Annotated in this window: 21 protein-coding genes and 1 pseudogene; 6 read left to right on the plus strand and 16 right to left on the minus strand. The window is 65.6% G+C overall.

The window, feature by feature from the left end; all coding sequences use genetic code 11:
* Positions 1-194 precede the first annotated feature (194 nt).
* From B0G74_RS40335 to yjfF, 3 genes are read left to right on the plus strand one after another with little or no spacing between them, the layout of a single operon-like run.
* Positions 195-1,832: a sugar ABC transporter ATP-binding protein gene (locus B0G74_RS40335; RefSeq protein WP_132382741.1), complete on the plus strand. Its 1,638-nt coding sequence runs from the start codon at positions 195-197 to the stop codon at positions 1,830-1,832.
* Positions 1,829-2,860 (plus strand): ABC transporter permease, encoded by a 1,032-nt coding sequence (locus B0G74_RS40340; RefSeq protein WP_132382743.1) that lies wholly within the window; start codon positions 1,829-1,831, stop codon positions 2,858-2,860. Before B0G74_RS40335 ends, B0G74_RS40340 begins: the two co-directional genes overlap by 4 nt.
* Positions 2,857-3,954 carry a galactofuranose ABC transporter, permease protein YjfF gene (gene yjfF / locus B0G74_RS40345; RefSeq protein WP_132382745.1) on the plus strand — a complete coding sequence of 366 codons (1,098 nt, stop codon included), beginning with the start codon at positions 2,857-2,859 and terminating at the stop codon, positions 3,952-3,954. Before B0G74_RS40340 ends, yjfF begins: the two co-directional genes overlap by 4 nt.
* Positions 3,955-3,973: 19 nt before the next feature.
* On the opposite strand, the gene B0G74_RS40350 is transcribed toward yjfF, so the two are convergent.
* Entirely contained in the window at positions 3,974-5,275 is a 1,302-nt protein-coding gene (locus B0G74_RS40350; protein ID WP_132382747.1) for an MFS transporter, read from the minus strand.
* Between the two features lie 66 nt (positions 5,276-5,341).
* Positions 5,342-6,121: a putative hydro-lyase gene (locus tag B0G74_RS40355; protein WP_132382749.1), complete on the minus strand. Its 780-nt coding sequence runs from the start codon at positions 6,119-6,121 to the stop codon at positions 5,342-5,344.
* 183 nt (positions 6,122-6,304) lie between these two features.
* On the opposite strand from B0G74_RS40355, the gene B0G74_RS40360 reads away from it, so the two are divergent.
* Positions 6,305-7,243 carry a LysR family transcriptional regulator gene (locus B0G74_RS40360; protein ID WP_132382751.1) on the plus strand — a complete coding sequence of 313 codons (939 nt, stop codon included), beginning with the start codon at positions 6,305-6,307 and terminating at the stop codon, positions 7,241-7,243.
* Between the two features lie 29 nt (positions 7,244-7,272).
* Here the strand turns inward: B0G74_RS40360 and mdcH are convergent, their stop codons facing one another.
* Genes mdcH through B0G74_RS40400 form a run of 8 tightly spaced genes read right to left on the minus strand, consistent with a single transcriptional unit; the run spans position 7,273 to position 14,379 of the window.
* On the minus strand, positions 7,273-8,205 hold the full coding sequence (gene mdcH, locus B0G74_RS40365; protein WP_132382753.1) for a malonate decarboxylase subunit epsilon: 933 nt from the start codon (positions 8,203-8,205) through the stop codon (positions 7,273-7,275).
* Positions 8,205-8,918, minus strand: a complete 714-nt coding sequence (locus B0G74_RS40370; RefSeq protein WP_132382755.1) for a malonate decarboxylase holo-ACP synthase — start codon at positions 8,916-8,918, stop codon at positions 8,205-8,207. The genes mdcH and B0G74_RS40370 overlap by 1 nt, the downstream gene beginning before the upstream one ends.
* On the minus strand, positions 8,918-9,736 hold the full coding sequence (gene mdcE, locus B0G74_RS40375; protein WP_132382757.1) for a biotin-independent malonate decarboxylase subunit gamma: 819 nt from the start codon (positions 9,734-9,736) through the stop codon (positions 8,918-8,920). The genes B0G74_RS40370 and mdcE overlap by 1 nt, the downstream gene beginning before the upstream one ends.
* The gene (locus B0G74_RS40380; protein ID WP_132382759.1) at positions 9,733-10,617 is read right to left on the minus strand and encodes a biotin-independent malonate decarboxylase subunit beta; all 885 of its coding nucleotides are present in this window, start codon (positions 10,615-10,617) and stop codon (positions 9,733-9,735) included. Before B0G74_RS40380 ends, mdcE begins: the two co-directional genes overlap by 4 nt.
* On the minus strand, positions 10,614-10,928 hold the full coding sequence (locus tag B0G74_RS40385; protein ID WP_132382761.1) for a malonate decarboxylase subunit delta: 315 nt from the start codon (positions 10,926-10,928) through the stop codon (positions 10,614-10,616). Before B0G74_RS40385 ends, B0G74_RS40380 begins: the two co-directional genes overlap by 4 nt.
* The gene (locus B0G74_RS40390) at positions 10,916-11,914 is read right to left on the minus strand and encodes a triphosphoribosyl-dephospho-CoA synthase (protein WP_132382763.1); all 999 of its coding nucleotides are present in this window, start codon (positions 11,912-11,914) and stop codon (positions 10,916-10,918) included. The genes B0G74_RS40385 and B0G74_RS40390 overlap by 13 nt, the downstream gene beginning before the upstream one ends.
* 2 nt (positions 11,915-11,916) lie before the next feature.
* On the minus strand, positions 11,917-13,596 hold the full coding sequence (mdcA, locus tag B0G74_RS40395) for a malonate decarboxylase subunit alpha (protein WP_132382765.1): 1,680 nt from the start codon (positions 13,594-13,596) through the stop codon (positions 11,917-11,919).
* Between the two features lie 9 nt (positions 13,597-13,605).
* Positions 13,606-14,379 carry a GntR family transcriptional regulator gene (locus B0G74_RS40400; protein WP_132383295.1) on the minus strand — a complete coding sequence of 258 codons (774 nt, stop codon included), beginning with the start codon at positions 14,377-14,379 and terminating at the stop codon, positions 13,606-13,608.
* A gap of 191 nt (positions 14,380-14,570) precedes the next feature.
* Here B0G74_RS40400 and B0G74_RS40405 point away from each other — a divergent pair, with 191 nt between their 5' ends.
* Positions 14,571-15,869: an MFS transporter gene (locus tag B0G74_RS40405; protein ID WP_207915793.1), complete on the plus strand. Its 1,299-nt coding sequence runs from the start codon at positions 14,571-14,573 to the stop codon at positions 15,867-15,869.
* A 403-nt stretch (positions 15,870-16,272) separates the two neighbouring features.
* On the opposite strand, the gene B0G74_RS40410 is transcribed toward B0G74_RS40405, so the two are convergent.
* Positions 16,273-17,193: a DMT family transporter gene (locus B0G74_RS40410; protein ID WP_132382769.1), complete on the minus strand. Its 921-nt coding sequence runs from the start codon at positions 17,191-17,193 to the stop codon at positions 16,273-16,275.
* Positions 17,194-17,307: 114 nt separating this feature from the next.
* Between B0G74_RS40410 and B0G74_RS40415 the strand changes: the two genes are divergently transcribed.
* Positions 17,308-18,186, plus strand: a complete 879-nt coding sequence (locus tag B0G74_RS40415; protein WP_132382771.1) for a LysR family transcriptional regulator — start codon at positions 17,308-17,310, stop codon at positions 18,184-18,186.
* Here B0G74_RS40415 and B0G74_RS40420 read toward each other — a convergent pair.
* The 5 genes and pseudogenes from B0G74_RS40420 to B0G74_RS40440 form a co-directional block, all read right to left on the minus strand.
* Positions 18,171-19,229, minus strand: coding sequence for an ABC transporter ATP-binding protein (locus B0G74_RS40420; RefSeq protein ID WP_132382773.1), 1,059 nt, complete (start codon positions 19,227-19,229; stop codon positions 18,171-18,173). The genes B0G74_RS40415 and B0G74_RS40420 overlap by 16 nt on opposite strands.
* A 28-nt stretch (positions 19,230-19,257) precedes the next feature.
* Entirely contained in the window at positions 19,258-20,862 is a 1,605-nt protein-coding gene (locus B0G74_RS40425) for an iron ABC transporter permease (RefSeq protein ID WP_132382775.1), read from the minus strand.
* Complete coding sequence (locus tag B0G74_RS40430) at positions 20,862-21,917, minus strand: iron ABC transporter substrate-binding protein (protein WP_132382777.1); 1,056 nt, start codon at positions 21,915-21,917, stop codon at positions 20,862-20,864. Before B0G74_RS40430 ends, B0G74_RS40425 begins: the two co-directional genes overlap by 1 nt.
* 58 nt (positions 21,918-21,975) lie before the next feature.
* Positions 21,976-23,283: an iron uptake transporter deferrochelatase/peroxidase subunit gene (gene efeB / locus B0G74_RS40435; protein ID WP_132382779.1), complete on the minus strand. Its 1,308-nt coding sequence runs from the start codon at positions 23,281-23,283 to the stop codon at positions 21,976-21,978.
* Positions 23,284-23,320: 37 nt separating this feature from the next.
* Positions 23,321-24,474: pseudogene (locus B0G74_RS40440) on the minus strand (hypothetical protein).
* Positions 24,475-24,514: the final 40 nt, after the last annotated feature.

Genomic DNA, 24,514 nt, shown 5'->3' on the forward strand with positions numbered 1-24,514 from the left:
GACTGTAATAAGCGGACATAGACGCACGGAACAGCGTGCGACAGGGAAGCGCAGTACCGACACACGAAAAAAGGTTTCTCCAGTGGTGCCTGGCCGTCCGTCTGCTTGGGTAGCGGGCGGCCTCTTTTCCGCGCAATGCCGGCTGGAGGCTGCTGGAGACCGCCGAACCACGCACCGCCGATCGAGCGAGGCCTATGACGCATCCCGCTTCCGAACCGAATCCGCCGGCTGGCGGCACCGGCAACGCCCAAGCCGCCACCGGAATCACCGGCGCCGCGGCAACCCATGCCGACGGCACCACGAACACTGTCGAACCGATTCTCGCCACCGCCGGCGTCAGCAAGACGTTCCCGGGTGTGAAGGCGCTGCAGCGGGTCGATTTCCGCCTGTTCCCCGGCGAGATTCATACGCTGATGGGGCAGAACGGCGCGGGCAAATCCACTTTGATCAACGTGCTCACCGGCGTCGTCGCGCCGGACGCCGGCACGATTCGCCTCGGTGGCGAGGTCGTGGCGTTCGCCTCGCCGCAGGAAGCGGAAGCGGCCGGCGTGCGCACGCTGTATCAGGAAGTGAACCTGTGCCCGAATCTCTCGGTAGCGGAGAACATTTTCGCGGGCCGGCAACCGAGACGCTTCGGCGCAATCGACTGGCCCGACATCAAGCGACGGGCTCAAGCCGCGCTGGCGCGCCTCGACGTGACGCTCGACGTCACCCGTTCGCTCGATGCCTATCCGATCGCCGTGCAGCAGATGGTGGCCATCGCGAGGGCGCTTTCCGTCGACGCGCGTGTGCTGATTCTCGACGAGCCGACCTCGAGCCTCGACGACGGCGAAGTCAGCCAGCTTTTCAAAATACTTCGACATCTTAAGCAATCGGGCATTGCGATTCTGTTCGTCACACATTTCATCGAGCAGACGTATGCCATCTCCGATCGCATTACGGTGATGCGCAACGGCGAGCGCGAAGGCGAGTATCTCGCGCGCGATCTGCCGGCCGATCAACTGGTATCGAAGATGGTCGGCCACGAGCGCATGAGCGCACGTTTGCGTGAAGCCGCCCACGAAGGACACGACACGCATGAAAAACAAGTCGCGCAGACCGTCCAGCCATTCATCGAACTGCGCGGCGTCGGACGGCGCGGCACGATGCAGCCGATCGACCTCGACGTGCAGCCGGGTCAGATCCTCGGCCTTGCCGGTTTGCTCGGCTCGGGCCGCACGGAAACCGCGCGGCTGTTGTTCGGAGCCGACCGCGCCGACAGCGGCACCATTCTGGTGGAAGGCCGCCCCGTGCGGCTGCGTTCGCCGCGCGATGCGGTGCGCCACGGCATAGGCTATTGCGCGGAAGACCGCAAGAAAGAAGGCATCGTCGCCGAACTGTCGATCCGCGAGAACATCCTGCTGGCGTTGCAGGCGCGGCGTGGCTGGTGGCGCAAGATTAACCGGCAACGCGCGCGCGAACTGGCTGATCTATGGATCGAGCGGCTCGGCATCAAGGCCGCGGATGCGGAACAGCCGATCGGCCTGCTGTCCGGCGGCAATCAGCAGAAAGCGCTGCTGGCGCGCTGGCTCGCCACCGATCCCAAGCTGCTGATTCTCGACGAGCCGACACGCGGCATCGACGTCGCGGCCAAGTTCGACATCATGGATCGTCTGCTGGCGCTGTGCGCGAGCGGCTTGAGCATCCTGTTCATTTCGTCGGAAATCAGCGAGGTGCTGCGCGTGAGCCATCGCGTGGCGGTGTTGCGCGACCGTCGCAAGATCGCCGAAGTGGCCGGTAAAGCGTCGAACGAGGACAACATCTATCGACTCATCGCGGGGAGCGGCGAATGAAGCTATCGAACTGGTTCGTGCGCGACGGCGCCGAGCGGCCGTTGATCTGGCCTTGCGTCACGTTGGTGTTGTTGTGCGGGTTGAACTTGTGGGTCAATCCGCATTTTCTGTCGCTGCGCATGCTCGACGGCCATCTGTTCGGCGCGCCGATCGATGTGCTGAATCGCGCTGCACCGCTGGTGCTTGTCGCCACCGGCATGACACTCGTGATCGCGACGCGCGGCATCGACATTTCGGTGGGCGCCGTGGTGGCGATCGCGGGCGCGGCCGCCGCCACGATACTGGCAACGCAGCCAGAAGCATCGAGCGGCCTGATCGCACAGGCGCTGATCGCGGCGTTGATCGTCGGCGTGCTGAGCGGCATGTGGAACGGTTTGCTGGTGTCCTTCGTCGGCATGCAACCGATCATCGCCACCTTGATCCTGATGGTGGCCGGCCGGGGCATCGCGCAATTGCTGACGGCAGGGCAGATCATTCCGATCGGCGCGCCGGGCTATCTGTTCGTGGGCGGCGGCTACTGGCTCGGCGTGCCGTGCTCGGTGTGGATCGCCACGGTGGCGGTGCTGGCGACCGCCGCGCTCGTCGAAGGCACGGCGCTCGGGCTGTTCATTCGCGCGATCGGCGTCAATCCGGTCGCCACGCGTCTGGTCGGCTTGCGATCCAAAGCGCTCGTCTTCGCGGTGTACGGCTTCTCGGGACTGACCGCGGCGATGGCGGGCATTCTCATCAGCTCGAACGTGCGCAGCGCCGACGGCAACAACGCCGGCCTGCTGCTCGAACTCGACGCGATCCTCGCGGTGACACTTGGCGGCACGTCGCTGCTCGGCGGCCGCTTCAGTCTCGCGGGCACGGTGCTGGGCGCGCTGATCATTCAGACGCTGACCTACACCACGTATTCGATCGGCGTGCCGCCGGAAGCCACGCTCGTCGTCAAGGCGGCCGTGGTGCTTGCGGTGAGCGTGATCCAGTCGCCGTCGGCGCGTGCGCTCGGTCTATCGCTTGTCACGCAACGGAGGGTGGCGCGATGAGACGCATCCTCGAAGCCTGGGCTCATATCGTCGATCCGCGCACCTTGCCGATTGCCGTTACGATCCTGCTGTTCTGCGCGCTGTTCGGATTCGGCTCGGTGATGTACACCGGGTTCTTCTCGTGGCAAGTGCTCCTCGATCTGCTGGTCGATAACGCGTTCCTGCTGATCGTGGCGATCGGCATGACGTTCGTGATCGTGTCCGGCGGCATCGACCTGTCGGTGGGGTCGGTCGTCGCGCTGACGACCATCGTCGAAGCGGTGCTGTCCGAACATCTGCATTGGCCGGTCTGGGTGATCCTGCCGATCGTGCTGCTGATGGGCACCGTGTTCGGCGCGGTGCAGGGCGCGTTGATTCACTTCTTCCGCTTGCAGGCGTTTATCGTCACGCTGGCCGGCATGTTCTTCGCGCGCGGCTTGTGCTTTCTGATCACGACGCAGTCGATCACCATCACCGATCCGACGTTCCAGAAGATTTCGGCGTTTCGTCTCGACATCGGCGTCGGCTCGGTGACGGCGAATGTGCTGATCGCGTTCGTCACGCTGCTGGCGGCGATCTATGTGGCGCACTTCACGCGGTTCGGGCGCAACGTTTACGCGATCGGCGGCAACGCGCGCTCGGCTTTGCTGATGGGCTTGCCGGTCGCGCACACACGCATCGGCGTGTATGCACTGAGCGGCTTCTGCTCGGCGCTCGGCGGCGCGGTCTTCACGTTCTATGTGTTGTCAGGCTACGGTTTGCAAGGGCAGGGCATGGAGCTCGATGCGATCGCCGCGACCGTGATCGGCGGCACGCTGCTGACGGGCGGCGTCGGCTATGTGATCGGCTCGCTGTTCGGCGTCGGTATTCTCGGCACGATCCAGGCGCTGATCACGTTCGACGGCACGCTCAGTTCGTGGTGGACCCGCATTGTGATCGGTGCCTTGCTGTGCGCGTTCTGCCTGTTGCAACGGCTGATCGAGCGTCACGCCAAATCGGTGGGGCGTCCGGGTGGCACCGGCGCGGTCGTGACCGCGGGACGGGAACGCGGGCACGCGGACGGATCGGCGGCGTCGGATTCGCATGTGATCGGGCGCGCGCCTGAGCAGGCTTGAACACGCGCGCAGCGGCGGCTCACGCGCTGAGTTGCCGTCCTCTGGTTTCAGGCAACGTCAGCGCGGCGAGGATCACGACACCATACGCCGCCGCTGCGAACACGCCGATCGCGTGGCCGAGCGTCATCGTCTGCGAGACGTAGCCGATCAGGAACGGAAACGTCGCGCCGACCGCCCGCCCGAAGTTGTAGCAGAAGCCCTGACCGGAGCCGCGAATCCGCGTGGGGAACAGTTCGGTGAGGAACGCGCCCATGCCCGAGAAAATGCCGGACGCGCAGAAGCCGAGGGGGAAACCGAGCACGAGCATCGAGAGATTGTCGAGCGGCAGTTGCGTGTAGATCAGCGCAATCGCGCACGACGCCAGTGCGAACGCGATGAAGGCGCGCTTGCGGCCGATTCTGTCGCTGACATAAGCGCCCGTCAGGTAGCCGCAATACGAACCGATGATCACCACGCCCAGATAGCTGCCGGTGCCGATCACGCTCAGATGCCGTTCGGTCTTCAGATACGTCGGCAGCCAGGTGGTCACCGCGTAGTAGCCGCCTTGCACGCCGGTTGCCAGCACGGACGCGCGCAGCGTCGTCCACAGAATCTCGCCACGGAAAATATCGAGCAGCGAGGTGCGCGTTTGCGTGGCGGCCTGCGCCGCTTTCTGCTGCCGATGCACTTCGGGTTCGTCGACGAAGCGGCGGATCCAGATCACGAATGGCGCCGGCGCAATGCCGATCGCGAACAGCACGCGCCACGCGTAATCGGCCGGCACCAGCGAGAACACGGCCATGAAGAGCAGCGTCGAGATACCCCAGCCGATCGCCCAGCCCGCCTGCACGAGTCCCACCGCCTTGCCGCGATCGCGCGCACGGATGACTTCGCCGATCAGCACCGCTCCGGCCGTCCACTCGCCGCCGAAGCCGAGGCCCATCAGCCCGCGCGCCCACAGCAGTTGCGAGAAATTCTGCGCCAGCGCGCAAGCCAGCGTGAAGACCGCGAACCAGAGAATCGTGATCTGCAGTGTCTTGACCCGGCCGATGCGATCCGACAACACGCCGGCAGCCCAGCCGCCGAGCGCAGAACTCAGCAGCGTGACCGTGCCGATCAGACCGGCGTCGCCGCGCGTGATGCCCCACGTCGCGATCAGCGTCGGAATCACGAAGCTCAGGAACTGCGTGTCCATGGCATCGAGCACGTAGCCGATCTTGCAACTCCAGAAGGCGCGCTTCTCACTGGCGGAGATCTGCCGATACCACGCGAACGGGCCTTTTCCTGATCCGGCCGCGTCGGAATGCCCGGCATCGGCGGTCAACTGCGCTTCGGTTTCCATGCTTGCACTCCGGTCGTCGTTGGCCGCGTCTCGTCGCGCGGCTGGTGATGGGGGCAAACGCCGCGGCTACAGCACCGCCAGCGTGGTGTTGGGAATGTCGGTGACGAGCATGTGCCCCGGCTTGTGCGCAATCGCGAACGGCAGACGCGCGCTTTCGATGGCGGCTTGCGGTGTGACGCCGCAAGCCCAGAACACGGGCAACTCGTCGCTGCGCACTTCGACGGCGTCGCCGAAATCGGGACGCGCCAGATCGCGAATGCCGATCAGCGACGGATCGCCGATATGAACCGGCGCACCGTGCACGGCGGGAAAGCGGCTGGTGATCTGGATCGCGCGGATGGCGTCGGCGGCTTTCATCGGCCGCATCGAGACGACGCGGTTGCCGCCGAATACGCCGGCCGCCACATTGCGCTCGTGTGTGCGATACATCGGCACATTGACCTGCTGTTCGATATGCCGCAGCGCGATGCCTTCTCGCCGCAGCATTTCTTCGAAGGAAAACGAGCAACCGATCGCGAACACCACCAGATCGTCGCGCCACAATTCGTCGAGACTGCGCACTTCCTCGGCGCGCTCGCCATGCCGGTACACATAAAACGCCGGCACGTCGTTGCGGATGTCGAGATCGGCGCCGAGCGCGGGCACGCGCCACTCGCCCGGTTCGCCGATGCCCAGCAGCGGACAGGCTTTCGGATTGAGCGTGCAGAAGCGCAGGAAATCGTCGGCGTGTTGTTTGGGCAGGATGGCGAGGTTGGCTTGCGCATAGTCGCCGCAATAGCCCGCAGTGGGGCCGGACAGGCGGCGGCTGCGTATCTGCTGACGAAACTCGGACGGCGTGTAGGACATGGACTGCTCGACTCCAGGTAGATCGCGTTGGCTGAAAAGCTCTGTGATGCAACCCAGATTAGTAACGTCAAAAATATCCATCCAGCGAGTTTTTATTGCGTTTCGTTAAATTAAACTTAACAGCGCCGCAGCCGGTTTGCGGCGATGATCGCGTCCATCCCGCCGCTGTTGAGAGAACCTGCAATGAATACCCGCTTCGTCGAAACGTTTCTGACGCTTGCCCGTCTGGGCAGTTTTCGCGCGACCGCCACCGCCATGCACGCGACGCCCGCGGCGATTTCGCTGCGCATCAAAACGCTCGAAGCGGAGTTGGGCGTCGAGTTGATCGAGCGCGATGCCGCGGAATTTCAGCTCACCGCGAATGGCGAGCGTCTGCTCGCGCATGCGCGCTCGGTGGTGCAGGCCACGCGCTCGCTGCAACTGGCCGCGCAGGACGAGACGCAAGTGGCGACGCGCTTGCGCCTCGGCGTGATCGAGACGGTGGTGCATAGCTGGCTGCCGGACTACATCCGCATGTTGAACCGCGAGTACAACCGCATCGTCGTGGATCTCACCGTCGATTCGAGCGCGATACTCGGGCCGCGTTTGCGCGCGGGCGAACTGGATCTGGTGATTCAGGTGGAAGAAACCGGGGAGCATGAGGCGTCGATCGTGTCGACCTTATTGGCGAGCTATCCCGTGCGCTGGATCGCGCGCAGCGATCTGATTCCCGCCAGCCGCGCGAAACATGTGCAAACGATGTTGAGCAAACCCGTGCTGACCTTCGGCCGTGGCACCGCGCCGCAAGTCGCCGTCGATGCGATCGTGCGGGCGCTCGCAAAACGCGCCGGTGTGCCGCTCGCGCAGACTCAGGTGACCTGCATGCCGTCGGTCGCGGTGATCGTGAAACTGCTGCGCGACGGCTATGGGATTGCGGCGGTGCCCGCGCTATTCGTCGAGCCTTATCTAAGCAACGGCGAACTGGGGCAATTGCAGGTGCGTCCGCTGCCGCCGCCGATCGATGTCGCGATGTATTACCGTGACGACGCCGATGTCGGCGTGCTGGCGGCATCGCGCGTCGCGCGTAACGCGTGCGATCAGTATGCGAAGGCGATGGGGCGGCAGTTGATCGAGAAACGCTGAGGCATGCTGACAAACACCGCGCGGCGTGTTTAGCCGGCGTCCAGACGCCGTCGCGCGGTGGCCACGAGTCGATCGAACGAGAAGGTGCTGGCTGCGAGCGCGGCGGTTTCAGGAAAGTACTCGTGCGCGATGTCGGTCAAGACCTGGCCCGGTGGCGCTTCAATCAGCACATGTGCGCCCATTTCCTGCATGACCGTAAGCGCGTCGAACCAGCGCACGGTGTGGCGGATATTGGTCGCGAGGTCGTTGCGGATCGCGTCAGCCGTATACAACGGACGGCCACCGCGATTGCCGACATAGATGCTTTGCGGCGCGTGAAAGGGCACGTCCTTCGCGTAGGCGACCAGTTCGTCCGTGGCTTGTGCGAGCAATTCGCAATGCGACGGCACACTCACCGCGAGGCGAGTGGCCTTGCGCGCGCCCGCTGCGAGCGCGCGTTTGATGAAGGCGTCCAGTGCGTCATTCGGGCCCGCTATGACAATCTGGCGCGGCGCGTTCACATTGCCGATATGGACATGCTGCTGTTCTTCTTCGGCATGCCGCGCAGCGAGGGTTTCCACCTGATACTCGGTCAAACCCGATATCGCGGCGAGACCGTAGCCGGATGGGTACGCAGTCTCCATCAATTCGGCCCGGCGGCGAACCATTTTCAGCGCGTCTTCGAAGTGAATCGCGCCACAGCTCACTGCCGCCGGATACGCGCCGACCGATAAGCCCGCGCTGATCTCCGGCACGAACCGTTCGGCAGCCAGCGCGCGCGTGAGCGCCACGCCCGCGACCGTCAAGCCGATCTGCACCGCGACGGTCGAGCGCAAGGCGTCGGGCGTGTCCAGTGTGAGCATATCGACGCCGAGCACCTGCGACGCTTCCTCGAGCGTGTCGCGCACCGCATGATGCTCCGGCAGACGATGCAGGAAGCCATCCGTCTGCGCGCCCTGGCCGGGGAAAAGCAGCGCGAGCATCAGGCGTCGCCCCCGTGAAACGTGGCGGCCCAGGGGTTTTCGATCAGTTGCGGGCCACGCTCGTGGCGTGCCAGCACGCGCGGTTTGCCCGCTGCCCACTCGGCTAGCGCCACGCCGCCGGCGGGCGTATCGAGCTGCGCGTCCACGCGCACGCCGATGCGTTCCGCCAGCGCTTGCAGATGCCGCAGCAATTCAACGGCTCGAACTTGCGCGAGCGGTTTGTCGTGGGTGCGGATGAGCAGGTCGAGATCGCTCGATGCCGTCACCGTCGGTACGTGTGTCGCAAGTTCGAAACCGGCACTACCAGTCGGTCCCCAGACGAATGCACTCAACGGACCCGTCGCGTCCTCCTGCAACGCGGCGAGCGCGGCGAAAGCGGCGAAAGCGGGCAGTGCGTTGCGCCCGGCGAGTGGCGTGCATGAAAAAGCGAGCGCTTCCGGCGACACGGCGCTCACCACATCCGCCGACGCTGCCCACGTGCCATAGCGCTCCGACCGCCCGGCACCGCGCATACCGATCGCGACGAAGCCGTTGGCCGCCAGCGCGCGTCGTACGACCGCATACGGCGCGCGCTGGAAAGCCCCGCGCACCCACGCCGGTTCACCATCGAATGCTTGCAAGCGTTGCAGACGCAGCAAATCATGCGGCCGCCATCGCGCGTCGCACGACAATGCGTGTTCGATTGCAAACGGCGGCGCGGCACACACTTGCATCACACGGCATCCCATTGTTCGGCGAGACGCCGGCGCACTTCGATCGACGCCGCGCGATTCTTCTGCGCCGCCGCCGATTCCAGCCGATGCGCGAGATTGCGGCGGCCATCGTCGCGCACGCTGCGTATCTGCTCGCTCAACACCTGGCGCACACGCTCGATCTGCGCGGCGTCCGGTGCATCGGCATCGACGCCGTCGATCAACTGGTCGAGCAGGCCGAGTTTGGCGAAAGACGTCATCGAGTAAGACATCGGCACGATGGTTTCGCCGAGCGCGTCGAGCGCTTCGACCGTGCGGCGCGTGACGCGCGCGGCGGCTTCCTTGCCCATCGCGTGAACCATGGTGCCGGGCGCGTCGAGCGCGACGATGCGGTTGCCCTGGTAGCCGTGCGCGAGGAAGGCGCCCGACATGGCCGGTCCGACGATCAGCGCGATCACCGGATGGCCCGCGTCGCGCGCGGCGGCGTAGGCGTCGACGGCCGCGGCGCAGGCGAGGTGAATACCGAGCATCTCCTCGCGATAGCCGTACGCCTGGCTTTTCACGTCGACGATCGCGACGATCGGGCGGCGCGTGCCGCTCGCTTCATCCCGCGCAACGGCATCGCGCACGGCGCGCGCGAGCCGCCAGCCCTGTTCGAGGCCGACCACGTTATCGGTCGCGCGCGGAAAGCGGTTGGCGGGATCGGGCACGACTGAGAAGAAATGCGCGGTCTCGCCGCCGAGCGGCGCGTCGCCGCTCAACACAGGCGCCTGGCTGATCGATTCGCCTGCCAGCGCCTGGAACCAGCGCGCGCCGCGGCTAGGTTGTGCGTCGCTCATGCTTGCTCCTTGCGTGATTCGGTTTGCCCGTGACGGTTGAACACGTCACGCATGGATTCCGGTGTGACGCTAGCGGGATCGATCTGCGCGAGCCGGTTCAGGAAAACGTCGACCTGTTCGCTGCGATGCGCGGCGGGCACGCCTTGCTCGAAGGCGGAACGCACGGCGGTGCGCACCGCGTCGGCGTCGTCGTCGACCAGTTGATCGGCGAGCGCGGTCGCCGCCCGCTGTTCGCCGCCGATCAGTTGCCACACGCGGCGGCGATCGCTTGCATCGAGCTCGTCGATGCCGGCTTCCTGTTCGATCACTTCGGGGCCGTTCATGCCGAGCCGCCCTTGCTTCGTAACGACCAGGTACGAGCACAACGCAGCCGCCAGCGACATGCCGCCGAAGCAGCCGACCATACCCGCGATCACGCCGACCACTGGCACATGCCGCCGCAATGCGACGATCGCGGCCTGAATCTCCGCGATCACCGCGAGGCCGAGATTGGCTTCCTGAAGCCGCACGCCGCCGGTTTCGAAGAGCACGACCGGCCGCACGATCTTGCCGCGTTCGCAGTCGCGCAAGGCCAGTTCGAGCGCCGCGGCGATCTTGCTGCCCGACACTTCGCCGATGCTGCCGCCCTGGAACGCAGACTCGATCGCGGCGACCACGGCGGGCTCGCCGTCGATGGTGCCGCGCGCGATCACGCAGCCGTCATCCGCCTGGCAGACGACGCCTTGCAACGGCAGCCACGGCGATTCGATCTTGTCGAACGGGCCGAGCAGTTCGCGGAAAGTGCCCGCATCCAGCAGCGAGCGGGCGCGCTCGCGCGCCGGCAGTTCGATGAAACTCTCGCGCAGCATCGGCGCGGGATGAGCGGTCGCAGCCGTATTCATGCGTCGTCTCCCTGTTCGGCGGCTTCGACGGCCTCCGCGAGCCGCAACGCCACCACGCCGGGCGTCGCGCCGAAGTCGTTGATTTCGATTTGCGCGGCGCCGTCGTAGCGGGTGAAAAAGCGGTCGAACACGCTCTTCCAGATGTGGCTGTAGCCGTCGACGCTGGTGCGCACGACGACGTGCGCCGTCAGTGCGCTAGCCGGATCGGCGGGCGAGAGCAGCACTTCCAGATCGCCCGAGCCCACCACGCCGACATGCGCGCGGGTCGTGACGGCGCGTTTCGCCGGATAGTCGAAGGTCAGATTTTCCATGAGTCGGAGCTCCTGTCGGCGTCGTGATGCGCCAGCATGTCGAGAAAGAGGGTGGCGGCGAGCAGATCGGCTGCGCCGCCGGGCGATGCATTGAGCGATAGCAAGTTGTGTTCGAGCGCGGCGAGCGCTTCAAGGCCCGCGGGCGTCGAACTGCCGCCCGCGTCCAGCACGCGTTGCGCGCCGTGTTGCCCGGCGTGCAAACCGGGCAAGCCCGCGCGATGCAGCAGGCAGGTGTCGTCCAGCTTTGCCATGATCGAGAGCAGGGCGTCGACGCGCGCGGCGTTTTCGTCGATGCCTCGCTCGCGCGCGGCGAGCAACGCGGGCAGGCCCACATCGACGACATGCGGGAAGCCGTCTTGCGCTTCGCGGCGCGCTCCGCCGACCTGGTAGCGTTGACGCGCGCGTTCACCGTGACTGTCGGACGGCGCGGCGAAGCGATCCGGGAAGCAGGCGATCTGCGCGGCAAGCGTGCTGATCTGCGACGCGTTCGGACGCATGGCGCCGATGGGCAGCGACGCGCCCGCGACCAGCAGGCCGACGATCCAGATCGCGCCGCGATGCGCGTTGCTGCCGCTTGTTGCTTGCAACATGTCCTGTTCGCCGGCGCGGCCGATCTGCGCGAGTTCGGCGCGCAGCAACGCGGACGGTTCGCCGCGGCGGCGCGCCGCGCGGGCAAGCATCGCGAAGGTCGGCTCGAGCGCGTGCGCCGAGCGCAGCATGGTGTCGAGATCGAGGTCGCGATGCGCGCCGCTGCCGCGCCGGTCGACCAGCGCGGGCTTGGGCGTGAGTTGGGCTTCGGCGATCAGCGCGGTGATGGCATAACGTGCCAACTGTGTGTCGGAAAGCGTGGGCGCGAGATGGGCGGCGCGGGCCGTGGCGTGTGAGCCGTCGGCAACGTCGACGCGCGAATCGGCCGGCGTCGCGCGCACGGCGCGGCCACACGGCGCTTGCGCTTGCGCACGCGCCAGCAAAGCAGCGGGCGCCATGCTCACCAGCTCCTGAAGCGTGCCGGCGGTTCGTACAGGCCGCCCGACCACGTCACCAGATCGTCGATGCTGCGTGCCGCCAGCAGCGAGCGCTTGGCCTCGCCGCGCCGGATGCCGAGATCCTCGGGATACGCGACGATGCCGCGCCGCCGCAACTCCGCTGTTTTCTCCGGCTTGGCGCGCAGCCCGATCGGCGTCACGCCGGCCACGGCGGCGATCGCCGCGCGCCGCTCGTCGATGCCTTCGGCCTTGTGCAGATGCGCGATGCCTTCTTCGGTGACCACGTGGCTGACGTCGTCGCCGTAGATCATCACGGGTGCGACCGGCATGCCGCTTTTCGCGCCGACCGCGACGGCGTCGAGTTCATCGACGAAGGTCGGCTCGCCGCCTTTCTTGTAGGTCTCGGCCATCTGCACGACCAGCTTGTGGCCACGCGACACCGGACCCTCATCGCGCAGCAGCTTGAGCCACGCTTCGCTCGAATGACGCCGGCCGCGCGGATCGTGGCCCATGTTCGGCGCACCGCCGAAACCGGCGAGACGCCCGCGGGTGACAGTCGACGAATTCGCGTCCGCATCGATCTGCAAGGTCGAGCCGATGAACAGATCGACGCCGTATTGCCCGGCCAGCTGGCACAGCACGCGGTTCGAGCGCAGGCTGCCGTCGTTGCCGGTGAAGAACACGTCGGGACGGGCCTCGATATACGCCTCCATGCCGACTTCGCTGCCGAAACAATGAATGCTGTCGACCCAGCCTGATTCGATCGCCGGAATCATGGTGGGATGCGGGTTGAGCGTCCAGTTGCGGCAGATCTTGCCCTTCAGACCGAGCGATTCGCCGTACGTGGGCAGCAGCAATTCGATCGCGGCCGTATCGAAACCAATGCCGTGATTCAGCGAGCTCACGCCGTACGGCTCGTAGATGCCGCGAATCACCATCATGGCGGTGAGCACCTGCAGGTCGCCGATATGGCGCGGATCGCGCGTGAACAGCGGCTCGACGGCGAACGGCCGGTCCGCCTGCACGACCACGTCGACCCATGAACCCGGAATATCGACGCGCGGCAGTTCGTCGACGATCTCGTTGACCTGCACGATCACGATGCCATGACGGAAGGCGGCGGCCTCGGCGATGGTGGGTGTGTCTTCGGTATTCGCGCCGGTGTAGAGATTGCCGTGACGGTCGGCCTTTTCGGCGCACAGCAGCGCGACGTGCGGCGTCAGATCGACGAACATGCGCGCGTACAACTCGACGTACGTGTAGATCGCACCGATTTCCAGCTGGCCGTCTTCGAGCAATTGCGCGACCCGCAGGCTCTGCGGCCCGGCAAACGAAAAGTCGACCTTGTGCGCGATGCCGCGCTCGAACAGCGTCAGATGCTCAGGGCGGCCAATGCTCGAAATCAGCAGATGCACGTCGTGAATCTTCTGCGGATCGACCTTGGCGAACGAACGCGACAGGAAGTCGGCCTGCTTCTGGTTGTCGCCTTCGAGAGCGACGCGGTCGCCCGGCTGAATCAGCGTTTCGAGCGCATCGACGATGCGCTCCGGCGGCAGCACACCGTCTTCGAGCCAGGGTGCAATGGCGGCAAGGCGGCGGTTCTTTTCGTCGCGACGCGTGGTCCACGAACGGGCGGTAGGTGTTGAAACTGCGGACGCAGCGGCTTCGGCGGGTTGGTTCATCGGCTTCTCTCAGCTCCCGGTGGTGGCACGCGGGCGTCTGCCGCGCGGCTTGGGTTGATTCGCGAGCGCGGCCTCGGCCTGCGCGCGTTCGGTCAGGAAACGATAAAGCAGGTCGCCCGTGCCAAGCAGATGCGCGACGACCAGCTTTTGCGCGGCGGGAATGTCGCGGCGTCGCACGGCGTCGAGCAGGGCGGCGTGTTCATTGTCGGACTCGCCCTTGTACGACGGCAAGCCGAACTTCAAGCGCAGATATCTTTCACCACGCCGGTGCAGCGTGCCGATCATGTCCTCGAGTTGCGGACGGCCGGCGGGCGCATACAGGCTCATATGAAACGCGGCATTGCGCGCGACGTACAGCGACGGGTTCGCCTCGAGCTCGGCGGCGCGGCACAGGGCGACGGATTCCTGCAAGGTGGCGGCCGTGTGATTAGGAATCGCCAGCCCGATGGCGAGACTCTCCAGCGCCGAGCGGATCTCGTAGATTTCGCGCGCTTCTTCCGCCGACAAAGGCGCGACGGTCGCGCCCTTGTGCACGGCGGCCTTGGCCCAGCCCTCGCTCTCCAACTGGCGCAAGGCCTCGCGCACGGGAATTGCGCTGACTGAAAAATGCCGCGCGATCGCGTCCTGCCGCAGCGGCGCGCCGGGGGCCAGCGTTCCGTCGACAATCGCCGCACGCAGCGCCTCCGCGATCACGCGGGACGTGCTCTCACGCGGCGCCGCCGCGGGTAAAAGCGGCATGCGCGCCGGGGCGTCCAGGGGAAAACCATTTGTTGCGTCGCTCATAATATCAAATATTATATATAAAAAGACGCGAATTACAGGCGGGCAAACCCGGAAATTTTTTTGCCCTCTGTCCGTGGCGTCCTCTGACTGGTCGTGCGAGGACACCTCGGTTCATCACAAACGCGCCATCTCGTCGTTCGCGTTAAGTACGTCAACCTTAAGTACGCCAACCGTTGGGCCGGAGGAGCATGATGAATTCACTAACCGACCGCACGTCGGTCTCGCGGCGCCGCACGCCGCTCAATCGTTCGCAGATCGCAGGTTTTTGGGGGGCGTGGGCAGGCTGGACGCTCGACGGGATGGACTCGTTCATCTACGCGCTCGTGTTGACGCCGGCTTTGACCGAACTGCTGCCGCGCTCGGGTTATGCGGCGACGCCGGCGAACGTCGGCCTGGCCGGGTCGATCCTGTTCGCGCTGTTCCTGGTCGGGTGGGGGCTGTCGTTCATATGGGGGCCGCTTGCCGACCGCTTCGGCCGCACCAAGGTGCTGGCCGGCACCATCTTTACGTTCGCCATTTTCACGGGACTCGCGGCGACTTCGCACAACGTGTGGGAGCTCGGTATTTATCGCTTCATTGCAGGGGTCGGCATCGGCGGCGAGTGGGCGCTGGCCGGGACCTATGTGGCGGAGGCGTGGCCGGAGGATCGCCGCAAGATGGGCGCCGGTTATCTGCAAACGGGCTACTACGCCGGGTTCTTCCTTGCGGCGGCGCTGAATTACACGGTCGGCGTGCATTACGGCTGGCGCGCGATGTTCCTGACCGGTGCGGTGCCGGTGGTGGTCGCGATTCTGATCCTGCTGCGGGTGAAAGAGTCGGAGAAGTGGGAGAAGGCCGAGGCGCGCACCGTGCGCACCAAGCCCTTGCGCGAGATCATGGGACCGGCTTATCGACGCCGCACCTGGGTCGCGTGCATTCTGCTGACCATCGCCATCATCGGGCTGTGGGCGGGCGCGGTGTACGAGCCGTCCGCCGTGATTCAACTGGCGACCAAGGCCGGCATGGCCAGGAACGATGCGATCAGAACGGCGTCGCTGGCCACGGGGCTCTTGTCCATCGCGACGATCCTCGGCTGTCTCGCGTTACCGCCGCTCGCTGAGCGGATCGGCCGCAAGAAGACGCTGGCGATCTACTTCGTCGGCATGGCGGTGGCGATCGTCGGCAGCTTCGGCTGGGCGTTTTACTTGCCCAATGGGCTCGCGCCGTTCATCGCGTGGCTCTTCGTGCTGGGTTTCTTCGGCGGCAATTTCGCACTGTTCAGCTTGTGGCTGCCGGAGCAGTTCGAAACGCGCGTGCGGGCGACGGCGTTCGCGTTCTGCACGTCGTTCGGGCGGTTCGTCGGCGCGGGCGTCAACTTTCTGCTCGGCGCGGCGGTGCTGCATATGCATACGCTCGGCGTGCCGGTGGCGTTGACGGCGCTCGCGTTTATCGTCGGCCTGTTCGTGATTCCGTTCGCGCCGGAGACGAAGGGCGAGATTTTACCGCAGTGAGTTTGGCCGTTTGGCTGAGTGGCGGGTGGAGTTGCCCCTGCGCATTGTTGCGTGGGGTCAACGTCCGCGAGTAGGGGCGATAGCCGAACACTTCTGGTTTTGACGAGACCCGCGTCGTTTTCGTGAAAGCAGCGAGCGAAAGTCGCAGCACTGGACTGGAGACGACGTTGTATCTGTTGAGCTCCACAAAAAACGCGCTGAGACTGGCGAGATCAATCGCACAGTTACAGGCGCGTGGCGTATTGTCTCGTGAGCCAGTGGATGATGGTCCAACGGAAAATACGAAACCGGGCCGTGGGGTCTTTCCGACCGGGCACGGCGTTTCTGGCCTTGACAGCGGCGACGCATGAATAAGGCGTGACACGAACTTCATGAGTGGCCGACTTTTAGCGCTGCTTCCATCTCAATCCACCTGGCGCCGCACGCGCCCGCCAGGGCGCAGCACCGAAAGCAGCGGCCACCCGAGATTCACCCCCAGACTCGCGACCACGATCAGCACCATGCCCGCCAGTTGCGGCATCGACAGCGCCCGTCCATACACGACGGCATCGACCACGATCGCCGTCAGCGGATACACGAACAGCAACACGGCGATGATCGGCGTGCTCAGCTTGGGCAACGCGCCGTAAATCAGCACATACGACAGCCCCGTATGCAGCACGCCCATGCCGACCAGCCAGAACCACTGCATCGGGCCGATATGCACGGCAGTGAGCGGCGCGATGAACGGCAGGCAGACCACACCGACCGCGCACTGCGCGAGCGTCAGCAGATGCGGCCGCAAATTGCCGAGCCCTTTGGCGATCAACGTGACGCTCGCATACAGCACCGAACCCACCAGTGCTTCGCCGATGCCGATCAGGTAGCTCGTATGGCCCTGTAGATTCTCCGTGGCCGCGACGCCCGACGCGAGCACGAGTCCCACGAAAGCGGTCGCGATCCAGCCGAGCCGGTCCACGCCGAGCCGCTCGTTGAACAACGCCGCGCCGATCAGCACGACCCAGAACGGCTGCACGTGAAACACCACGGTTGCAACCGCGATGCTGGTGCGATGAATCGCGTCGAAGAAACCGACCCACTGCGTGACCATCAGCACGCCCGTAATCAGCGCCAGCGTGACGGTGCGTCGAGTGAAATGCGCGCGCGTAAAGAAGCCTTTCCACGCGCAATACGCGGCGAGCGAGAGAAAGCCGAACAGGCAGCGAAAGAATACGAGCGTGAGCGCGCCGAGCCGCGCTTCCTCGACGAAGACCCCGAGCGTGCCCATCAAAAGCCCGCCGCTGGCCAGCGTGATGGCGCCTTGTTGACGTTGGGTGAGGGACATGCGCAACGGCTCCGCGAATTGATGTGATGAGGTGATGCCCCGAGTATGGCGCGGCTTGCACGGCACCGACAAACGAATTAAATTGAGCAATTCCATAAGCTGGATTGATAAATCATGCACCCCGAATTCGACGTCGATCTGCTGCGCACCTTCGTCGCGGTGGTGGAAACGGGCAGCTTCACGAAGGCGTCGACGACCGTGCATCGCTCGCAGGCGGCCGTCAGCATGCAGATCAAGCGGCTCGAAACCATGCTCGGCACCACGCTGTTTGCCCGCAACACGCGCAATCTGTCGCTCACGCGGCCGGGCAATACACTGCTCGAATACGCGCGGCGCGTGCTCGCGTTGCATGAGGAGGCGTGGTCGGCGATCGTGCGGCCCGAGGTGACCGGGCGCGTGGTGCTCGGCGCGCCGGACGATTACGTGTCCTCGCTGCTGTCGCCCGTGTTGCGGCGCTTCTCGAATCTGTATCCGCACGTGGAGATCGAAATCGTCTGCGCGCAGAGCACGTCGCTCGCGCCGATGCTGGCCGACAACAAGATCGATCTCGCTTTCGTCACGCGTGACCGCAAGATGCGCGGGGAATTCGTGCGCAGCGAGCCGATGGTGTGGGTGGGGGCGTCGGTGGATACGCCGGTGCTGGCGGTGTCGCCGCTACCGGTGGGGCTCTATGAGCCGGGCTGCGTGGCGCGCCAGCATACGCTGGCCGCGCTCGACGGCGCGCGGATTCGCTACCGCGCGGCATTCAGCAGCGCGAGCCTGATGGGACTGGTGGCGACCGTGGATGCGGGGTTGTCGGTGATTGCGCTCACGCGTTGCAGCGTGCCGCCACGGCTTACGATTCTCGGTGAAGCGCAAGGCTTGCCGAAAATCGCGCCGCTGGAAATCGTGGTGGCGCGCAGCGCCAAATCGGATCGACCGACCTGCGATTATCTGGCCGCGCAGATGATGCAGGACCTCTCGCTGCGGCCTCAGGCTCAACCGCGAGCGTAAGCCGTCACCTCGCCATCCACTGCGAGCCGCACCTGCTCGCCCGGCCGCGGGCAAAGATAACCCGGCACGCGCGCGCGCACCATCGTCCGCATGTCGGAATGCAATTGCAGCGCGACGCCCGCGTCCTGCCCCTGAAAGATCACTTCCGTGACGACTGCGTCATAGGCCGCCGCGCCGTTGGGCATCGTTTCTTCGGCGCGCAACAGACGGATCTGCTCGGGCCGCACCATCACATCGACAGCACCCTGGCCCATCGGTCCGGACAACGCCAGTTCGCCCAGTTCACAACTCACGCGATCCTGCCTGACCATGCCCGGCAACAACACCGCCTCGCCGACGAACGATGCCAGTTCACGCGTCACGGGCCGCCGGTAGAGCGTCTCCGGCGTCGCGGTCTGGATCAGCCGGCCGTTCCACAATACCGCCACTTCATGCCCGAGCGACAACGCCTCGGATTGATCGTGCGTGACCAGCACGGCTGTCGCGCCGGTCGCGGCCAGCGCGCTGGCAACCGCTTGCCGGGTTTCGAGCCGCAACGCGGCGTCGAGCGATGAGAAGGGTTCGTCGAGCATCACCAGCGTGGGCGACGGCGCGAGCGCGCGCGCCAGCGCGACGCGTTGCTGCTGGCCGCCCGACAACTGCTGCGGCGCGCGTTCGCCGAAGTTCGCCGGCAAGCCGACCAGTTCCAGCAACTCGGCCACACGATGCCGCGCGCGCCGCTGTGCGCGCGGCAAGCCGAACACGATGTTGTCCGCCACCGATAGATGCGGAAATAGCGCGCCTTCCTGCGGCACATAGCCGATGCGGCGCTGTTCGGATGGCACATGCAGGTCGTCGCCGACCACGCGGCGGCCGTCGATGTCCACACTGCCGCCATCCGCGCGTTCGAAGCCGCACAGCAGGCGCAGCAGGGTGGTCTTGCCGCTGCCCGACGGGCCGAGCAGCGCCAGCAGCGTGCCGCGTTCGACGGACAGATCGATGCCGTGCAGCACTGGCGTGCCGTCGAATGATTTTTGCAGCCCGCGGATACGAAGTTCGCTCATGAAAATCCGATGGTAAAAGCGCGGCGCGTCAGCCGCGTTCGCCGAGTAGCGCCGATTTGCCGAGCAGCGCGAACAGCAGGCCCGAGGCGAACAGCGAAATGCCAGTGAGTAACGCTGCGTAGGGCGCCGCCGCGGCGAACGCCATCGTCGAGGTGTCGGCCCAGACCTGGGTGGCGAGTGTTTGCGTGTCGAGCGGGGAGAGCAGCAGCGTCGCGTTCAGTTCGGTGACGACCGAGATGAACACCATCGCCGCGGCCGCGCCGAGTCCAGGTCCCGCCAGCGGCAACACCACACGAAACAGCGTCTGCGACCAGCTCAGGCCGAGCGCGCGCGCGGTCTCCTCCAGACGCGGCTGGGCCTGCATGAAGGCGGCGCGCACACTGACCAGCGCCAGCGGCATGAACAGCATGGAGTAGGCGATGACCAGCAGCGTCGCGCTCTGATAAAGCGGCTGCAGCGCGTGCACCGCGAGCGACACGATCGCCAGTGCGATCACCAGACCCGGCACGCCTTGCGCGAGAAACACGGTGCGTTCGAACAACGTCGCGAAACGGGTCGGATAGCGCACCAGCAGGAACGCGAGCGGCACGACCAGCAAGGTGGTCAGCAGTGCGGCGGCAAGCCCGAAACCGAGCGACGAGAGCGTGGCGTTGAACAGCAGTTCGGGCGACACATCCGCCGGTGTGACGGCCGCCGCGCCCGGTTGCGTGAGCCAGTAGCCGATCATGCCGAGCGGCACGCCGAGCGTGGTGATCGACAGCAGCGCAAAGCCGGCGACGACGATCCAGCGCCACGCGCCGAGTTCATAGCGCAACACCGCGCGACGTGTGCCGCGATCGACGCGTTCATAACGCGCCGCGCCGCGCACGCGAAACTCGAATGCCAGCACGATCAGGCAGATCACGATCAGCAGGCACGCGAGCAGCGAAGCGCCGCCGCCATCGAAACTGGTGCGGAATTCCGCGTAAATCTGCGTGGTGAACGTGTGAAAACGCAGCAGCGTAAACGCGCCGAACTCGGACAGCACGCCGAGCGCGACCAACAGCATGCCGCCGAGCAGCGCCGGACGCAGTTGCGGCAGCACCACGCGAATGAAAGTGGTCCAACGGTTGCAACCAAGTGCGCGCGCGCTTTCTTCGAGCGCCGGATCCATGCCGCGCAACGCGGCGGCGACCGGCAGATAGACGAGGGGAAAATACGCACAGCTCAGCACGAGCAGCGCGCCCGCGAAGTCCTGCAAATCCAGGCTCAGCGACACCCACGCATAGCTCGAGATGAAGGCGGGCATGGCGAGCGGCGCGGCGCTCAACACAGCCCATGCGCGGCGTCCCGGCAAGTGCGTGCGTTCGACGAACCACGCGGCGGCCGTGCCGATCACGGCGGCGACCAGCGTGGTCGAGACGGTGATCATCAACGTGTTGACCAGCAGTTCTCCGACGAGCGGCCGGAAGATCAAGTCGATCGCCTCGCCGACGCCGAAGCTCGCGGCGCGCCAGAACGTAAACGCAATCGGCAGCAACACCAGCAAAGCGCTGAGTGCCGCTGCCGCGAACAGTCCGCGAGGCGCGCGCGAACGGGCGCGCGCCGGGACCGTGGGGACAGCCGGTGGTCCGGCTGACAAAGCTTCGCTCATTACAGCAGGCCTGCCTGGCGCAGCAGCTTGCCGGCCTGGCTGTCGTCGCCGAGTTGCTGGATCGTCAGCGGCGGCGGGCTGAGTTCGGCGAACGGCTTGAGGATCGGATCCGGTGCGACGCCCGCGTGCAGCGGATATTCGAACATCACGTGGCTATTCGCCATCAACTGTTGCGCGCGGTCGCTGACCAGGTACGCGAGAAACTTCTGTGCGCCGTCCGTGTTGTGCGCGGATTTCAGCACCGCGGCGCCCGATACGTTCACGGCCGCGCCGGCGTCGCCGTTGCCGAAGTGATAGATCGCACTGCGAGTTTTGCCGTCGCCGAGTTCGGCATGCAGGCGCGCCCAGTAATAGTTGTTGATCAAACCGGTCGCGACACCGCCGCGGTTCACGGGGGCGACCACGCCTTCGTCGTCGTCGAAAATCTGCGCGTTGGCTTTCAGGCCCTTGAGCCATTGCACCGTTTGCGCTTCGCCCTTCAGCGCGAGCACCGCGGAGACGAGCGGCAGGAAGTCGCCGTCGCTCGGGGCAATGCCGATCTTGCCTTTCCATTCCGGCTTGGCGAGATCGAACAGCGATTGCGGCAGTTGTGAAGCCTGAACCTTGGCGGTGTTGTAGGCGAGCACGTTTTCACGCGCGGTCACCGCGACCCATGCGCCGGTCGGCGAGCTGAAGCGCGCCGGCACGGTGGCGAGCGTCGAGCTGTCCACTTTGTTCAGCAGGCCTTTCTCTTCGAGCAGCATCAGCTCCGGCGAGTTTTCCGTGAAGTACACGTCGGCGGGCGTGGCCGCGCCTTCAGCGACGATCTGCGCGGCCATCGCCGGGCCTTCGCCGTTGCGGATCTTCACCGAGATGCCCGATTGCTTTTCGAAGTCCTTGGCGAGCAGATTGACGACCTGCTCGTGCTGCGCGTTATACAGCGTGATCGACGCGGCCTCGGCCGCCGACGGCACCGTCGCCAAAGCGGCCAGCGTGAGGGCGGCCGCGCTGCCCAGCGTATTGGCCAGCGTATTGGCCAGGACAAGCAGACGAGTGCCAAACAAGTTGTAAGCCATGATCCAGAAGTCCGTTGTGATGTTGTAGTTGATCCGTGTTGTGTCGACTGCGTCTGCTTTACGTCTCGAACAATCCCGCGCCGATATACGAACCCGGCTTCGCGCCCGGCGGCACGGCGAAAATCGCGCTGCCGACGTGCGTCGTGAACTGGTTCATCATGTCGAACTTCGCGAGCCTGTCGTTGATCGGAATGAAGCCGCTGCGCGGGTCGCTCTGATGCGCGATGAAAATGAGGCCCGCGTCGTACTCCGTTTCCTGGCGCCACGGCGGCCAGCGCTCGATGTAGAAGTTCGTGCCGTCGTTATACGAGTACGAACGCCGCAAAATCTGCGCGCCGTTGTTGCTCGCCTGATTCGACAGACGCACGTGCGAGTTCTCCGGAATCACCGGATTGCCGTCCTTGTCCTCTTCCTTCAGGTCCACGGCGTCGAACTCGTTCTTCTTGCCGATCGGCGCGCCGCTGTACTTGTGACGTCCGAACACCTGTTCCTGGAAGTCCAGTTCGGTGTTGTCCCAGTGCTCCAGCGTGATGCGGATGCGCCGCACGACCGTGTAGGTGCCGCCTTCCATCCACGGCGCGTCGGCGCTCGCGCCGGCCCACACGAACTGGTTCATCAACGGCGGCTTGGCGGTGGACGGATTGTTGGTGCCGTCCTTGAAGCCCATCAGATTGCGCGGCGTCTGACCGCGCGGACCCGACAGGAAACCGGACTGGCCCCAGCGCATCGCCGCCGTGCCGTACGCGAGGCGCGACAACTGGCGAACCGCGTGAAACGCGACCTGCTGATCGTTCGCGCAGGCCTGGATATACAGATCGCCGCCGGTTTTTTCCTTGATCAACTGGTCGCCGTTAAAGCGCGGCAAATCGACGAGCGCGGCGGGGCGGCGCGCGGCGAGGCCGTAGCGATCCTTGCCCTCATGCGTGAAGAGACCGGGGCCGAAGCCGAAGGTGATGGTCAGCCCGCAGGGGCCGAGGCCGAGCACATCGCCGGAATCGGGCGCGGCTTTGTTGTCCGCGGCATCGCCGGTCGGCAGCGGCGCGGCCGTGCCGCCTTGCGTGAGACGCGCGGCGGCGTCGGTCCAGGCGCGCAGCAGCGCGATCACGTCCTCGCGCTTCTCGGTGGTGAGATCGAGCGCGGCGACGTAGGTGTGACTTTGCTGCGGCGTGACGATGCCGCCTTGATGCGTGCCGTAGAACGGCTCGACGGCGAGTTGCGGATCGGCGAGAGCATGCGGCTGCGTTTTGCCTAGCGCGTTCTGCGATGTCGCGAGACCCGCGCCGAGGCTCGCGCCCGCCGCGACCGCGGCGCCGCCCGCCTTGAGAAACCCGCGCCGTTTGGGGCGCGGGGGTTGATCGTTTGCCATGGTTACTTCACCTTCGTTCGGCTTTGGAATGTGCAACTTACTTTGCGAGCACCAGCGTGTTCACGTCGTCCTGCACGTAGTAGAAACCGTCGCCTTCAGGCGTCATCGCGAGACCGAACAGGTCGCCGTTGCCCGGGGGCGATTGCGCCTTGTCGGTGTCGATCCAGCGCGCGTAGATCTGCTTGCCGCTGGCCGGATCGATTTCGACGATCTGGCCGTTCAGCGCGTTGGTGACGAGCAGGTGGCCGTTGGGGGCGGTCACCATCGCGAGTGGCCGGTGCAGCAGGCCGTCGGCGGTCAGTTGACGGCCGACGCCCGCGCTGGTGTCGCGCGTCATCGGTTCGTCGATTTCGGTGATGCGATTGCCGATCGCGTCGGACACGTACAGCAGTTTCTGATCGGGCGAGAGCGCGAGTCCGGTCGGGCCGACGAGGAACACGCCCTTGTCCGCCTGCGCGCCGAAGCCGCTGCCCACCACTGTTTCTTGCTTCACGACCGGCGGCTTGCCGGCCGGCACGTCGAGATCCAGACGCAGCACGGTGGCCTGCTTGAACACCGGCGGGTTACCGTCCGCACCGCCCACGCCGAAGCCGGCGTTGCTGACGAACAGCGTGGCGCTGCTGCCGTTGTCGACGACCGCCATGTTGCCCCACGGATCGTTGATGTTCGGGCTGCTGATGGTCGAGGCGACCTTGCCTTGCGGATCGATCACGATCAGGCAGCCGGCGCCCTTGGTGCCCCGGTGGTGCCGTCGTTGCTCGGCGTGCTGCCGACGATCACATAGCCGGACTTGAGCATCGTCATCGCGGTCGACAGGCCGATGCCGCCAGGGCATTCCTTCAGATCGCGCGGCACCGTCGCGAACACCGTCATCTCCTTGGTGTCCGGGTGATAGTTGATGATCGTGCTGCCGGTGCCTTGCAGATTGGTCGAGTTGTTGAAGTTGCCGACTAGCACGTCACCTTGTTTGACCGTGCCGACCGTGACCGGCGCGACCACCACCGCGTACGGATTCTGGTCGCCGTTGCCAGGCACGGTGTTGATCAGCGTGGTGTGGTGCTTGACGGTTTCAAGGAAACCTTGCGGATCGGCGTGCGCGCTGCCGGCGGTCGCGAATGCGGCCGCGCTGACAGCGGCGGCGATCAGGGCCCGCGCGGCGCGCGGCGAAAACTGGCGCGTGGGAGTGTTCACGATTGAGCCTCCGTGCCTGCGCACAAAGCGGTGGTTGCGG

The sequence above is a fragment of the Paraburkholderia sp. BL9I2N2 genome (genome assembly GCF_004339745.1).
In the GTDB taxonomy this organism is placed as follows: domain Bacteria; phylum Pseudomonadota; class Gammaproteobacteria; order Burkholderiales; family Burkholderiaceae; genus Paraburkholderia.

Excerpts from the sequence above, each read along its gene's own strand:
- B0G74_RS40335 (WP_132382741.1), top strand. The coding sequence starts at position 195 with ATGACGCATCCCGCTTCCGAACCGAATCCGCCGGCTGGCGGCACCGGC.
- B0G74_RS40340 (WP_132382743.1), top strand. The coding sequence starts at position 1,829 with ATGAAGCTATCGAACTGGTTCGTGCGCGACGGCGCCGAGCGGCCGTTG.
- yjfF (WP_132382745.1), top strand. The coding sequence starts at position 2,857 with ATGAGACGCATCCTCGAAGCCTGGGCTCATATCGTCGATCCGCGCACC.
- B0G74_RS40350 (WP_132382747.1), bottom strand. The coding sequence starts at position 5,275 with ATGGAAACCGAAGCGCAGTTGACCGCCGATGCCGGGCATTCCGACGCG.
- B0G74_RS40355 (WP_132382749.1), bottom strand. The coding sequence starts at position 6,121 with ATGTCCTACACGCCGTCCGAGTTTCGTCAGCAGATACGCAGCCGCCGC.
- B0G74_RS40360 (WP_132382751.1), top strand. The coding sequence starts at position 6,305 with ATGAATACCCGCTTCGTCGAAACGTTTCTGACGCTTGCCCGTCTGGGC.
- mdcH (WP_132382753.1), bottom strand. The coding sequence starts at position 8,205 with ATGCTCGCGCTGCTTTTCCCCGGCCAGGGCGCGCAGACGGATGGCTTC.
- B0G74_RS40370 (WP_132382755.1), bottom strand. The coding sequence starts at position 8,918 with ATGCAAGTGTGTGCCGCGCCGCCGTTTGCAATCGAACACGCATTGTCG.
- mdcE (WP_132382757.1), bottom strand. The coding sequence starts at position 9,736 with ATGAGCGACGCACAACCTAGCCGCGGCGCGCGCTGGTTCCAGGCGCTG.
- B0G74_RS40380 (WP_132382759.1), bottom strand. The coding sequence starts at position 10,617 with ATGAATACGGCTGCGACCGCTCATCCCGCGCCGATGCTGCGCGAGAGT.
- B0G74_RS40385 (WP_132382761.1), bottom strand. The coding sequence starts at position 10,928 with ATGGAAAATCTGACCTTCGACTATCCGGCGAAACGCGCCGTCACGACC.
- B0G74_RS40390 (WP_132382763.1), bottom strand. The coding sequence starts at position 11,914 with ATGGCGCCCGCTGCTTTGCTGGCGCGTGCGCAAGCGCAAGCGCCGTGT.
- mdcA (WP_132382765.1), bottom strand. The coding sequence starts at position 13,596 with ATGAACCAACCCGCCGAAGCCGCTGCGTCCGCAGTTTCAACACCTACC.
- B0G74_RS40400 (WP_132383295.1), bottom strand. The coding sequence starts at position 14,379 with ATGAGCGACGCAACAAATGGTTTTCCCCTGGACGCCCCGGCGCGCATG.
- B0G74_RS40405 (WP_207915793.1), top strand. The coding sequence starts at position 14,571 with ATGAATTCACTAACCGACCGCACGTCGGTCTCGCGGCGCCGCACGCCG.
- B0G74_RS40410 (WP_132382769.1), bottom strand. The coding sequence starts at position 17,193 with ATGTCCCTCACCCAACGTCAACAAGGCGCCATCACGCTGGCCAGCGGC.
- B0G74_RS40415 (WP_132382771.1), top strand. The coding sequence starts at position 17,308 with ATGCACCCCGAATTCGACGTCGATCTGCTGCGCACCTTCGTCGCGGTG.
- B0G74_RS40420 (WP_132382773.1), bottom strand. The coding sequence starts at position 19,229 with ATGAGCGAACTTCGTATCCGCGGGCTGCAAAAATCATTCGACGGCACG.
- B0G74_RS40425 (WP_132382775.1), bottom strand. The coding sequence starts at position 20,862 with ATGAGCGAAGCTTTGTCAGCCGGACCACCGGCTGTCCCCACGGTCCCG.
- B0G74_RS40430 (WP_132382777.1), bottom strand. The coding sequence starts at position 21,917 with ATGGCTTACAACTTGTTTGGCACTCGTCTGCTTGTCCTGGCCAATACG.
- efeB (WP_132382779.1), bottom strand. The coding sequence starts at position 23,283 with ATGGCAAACGATCAACCCCCGCGCCCCAAACGGCGCGGGTTTCTCAAG.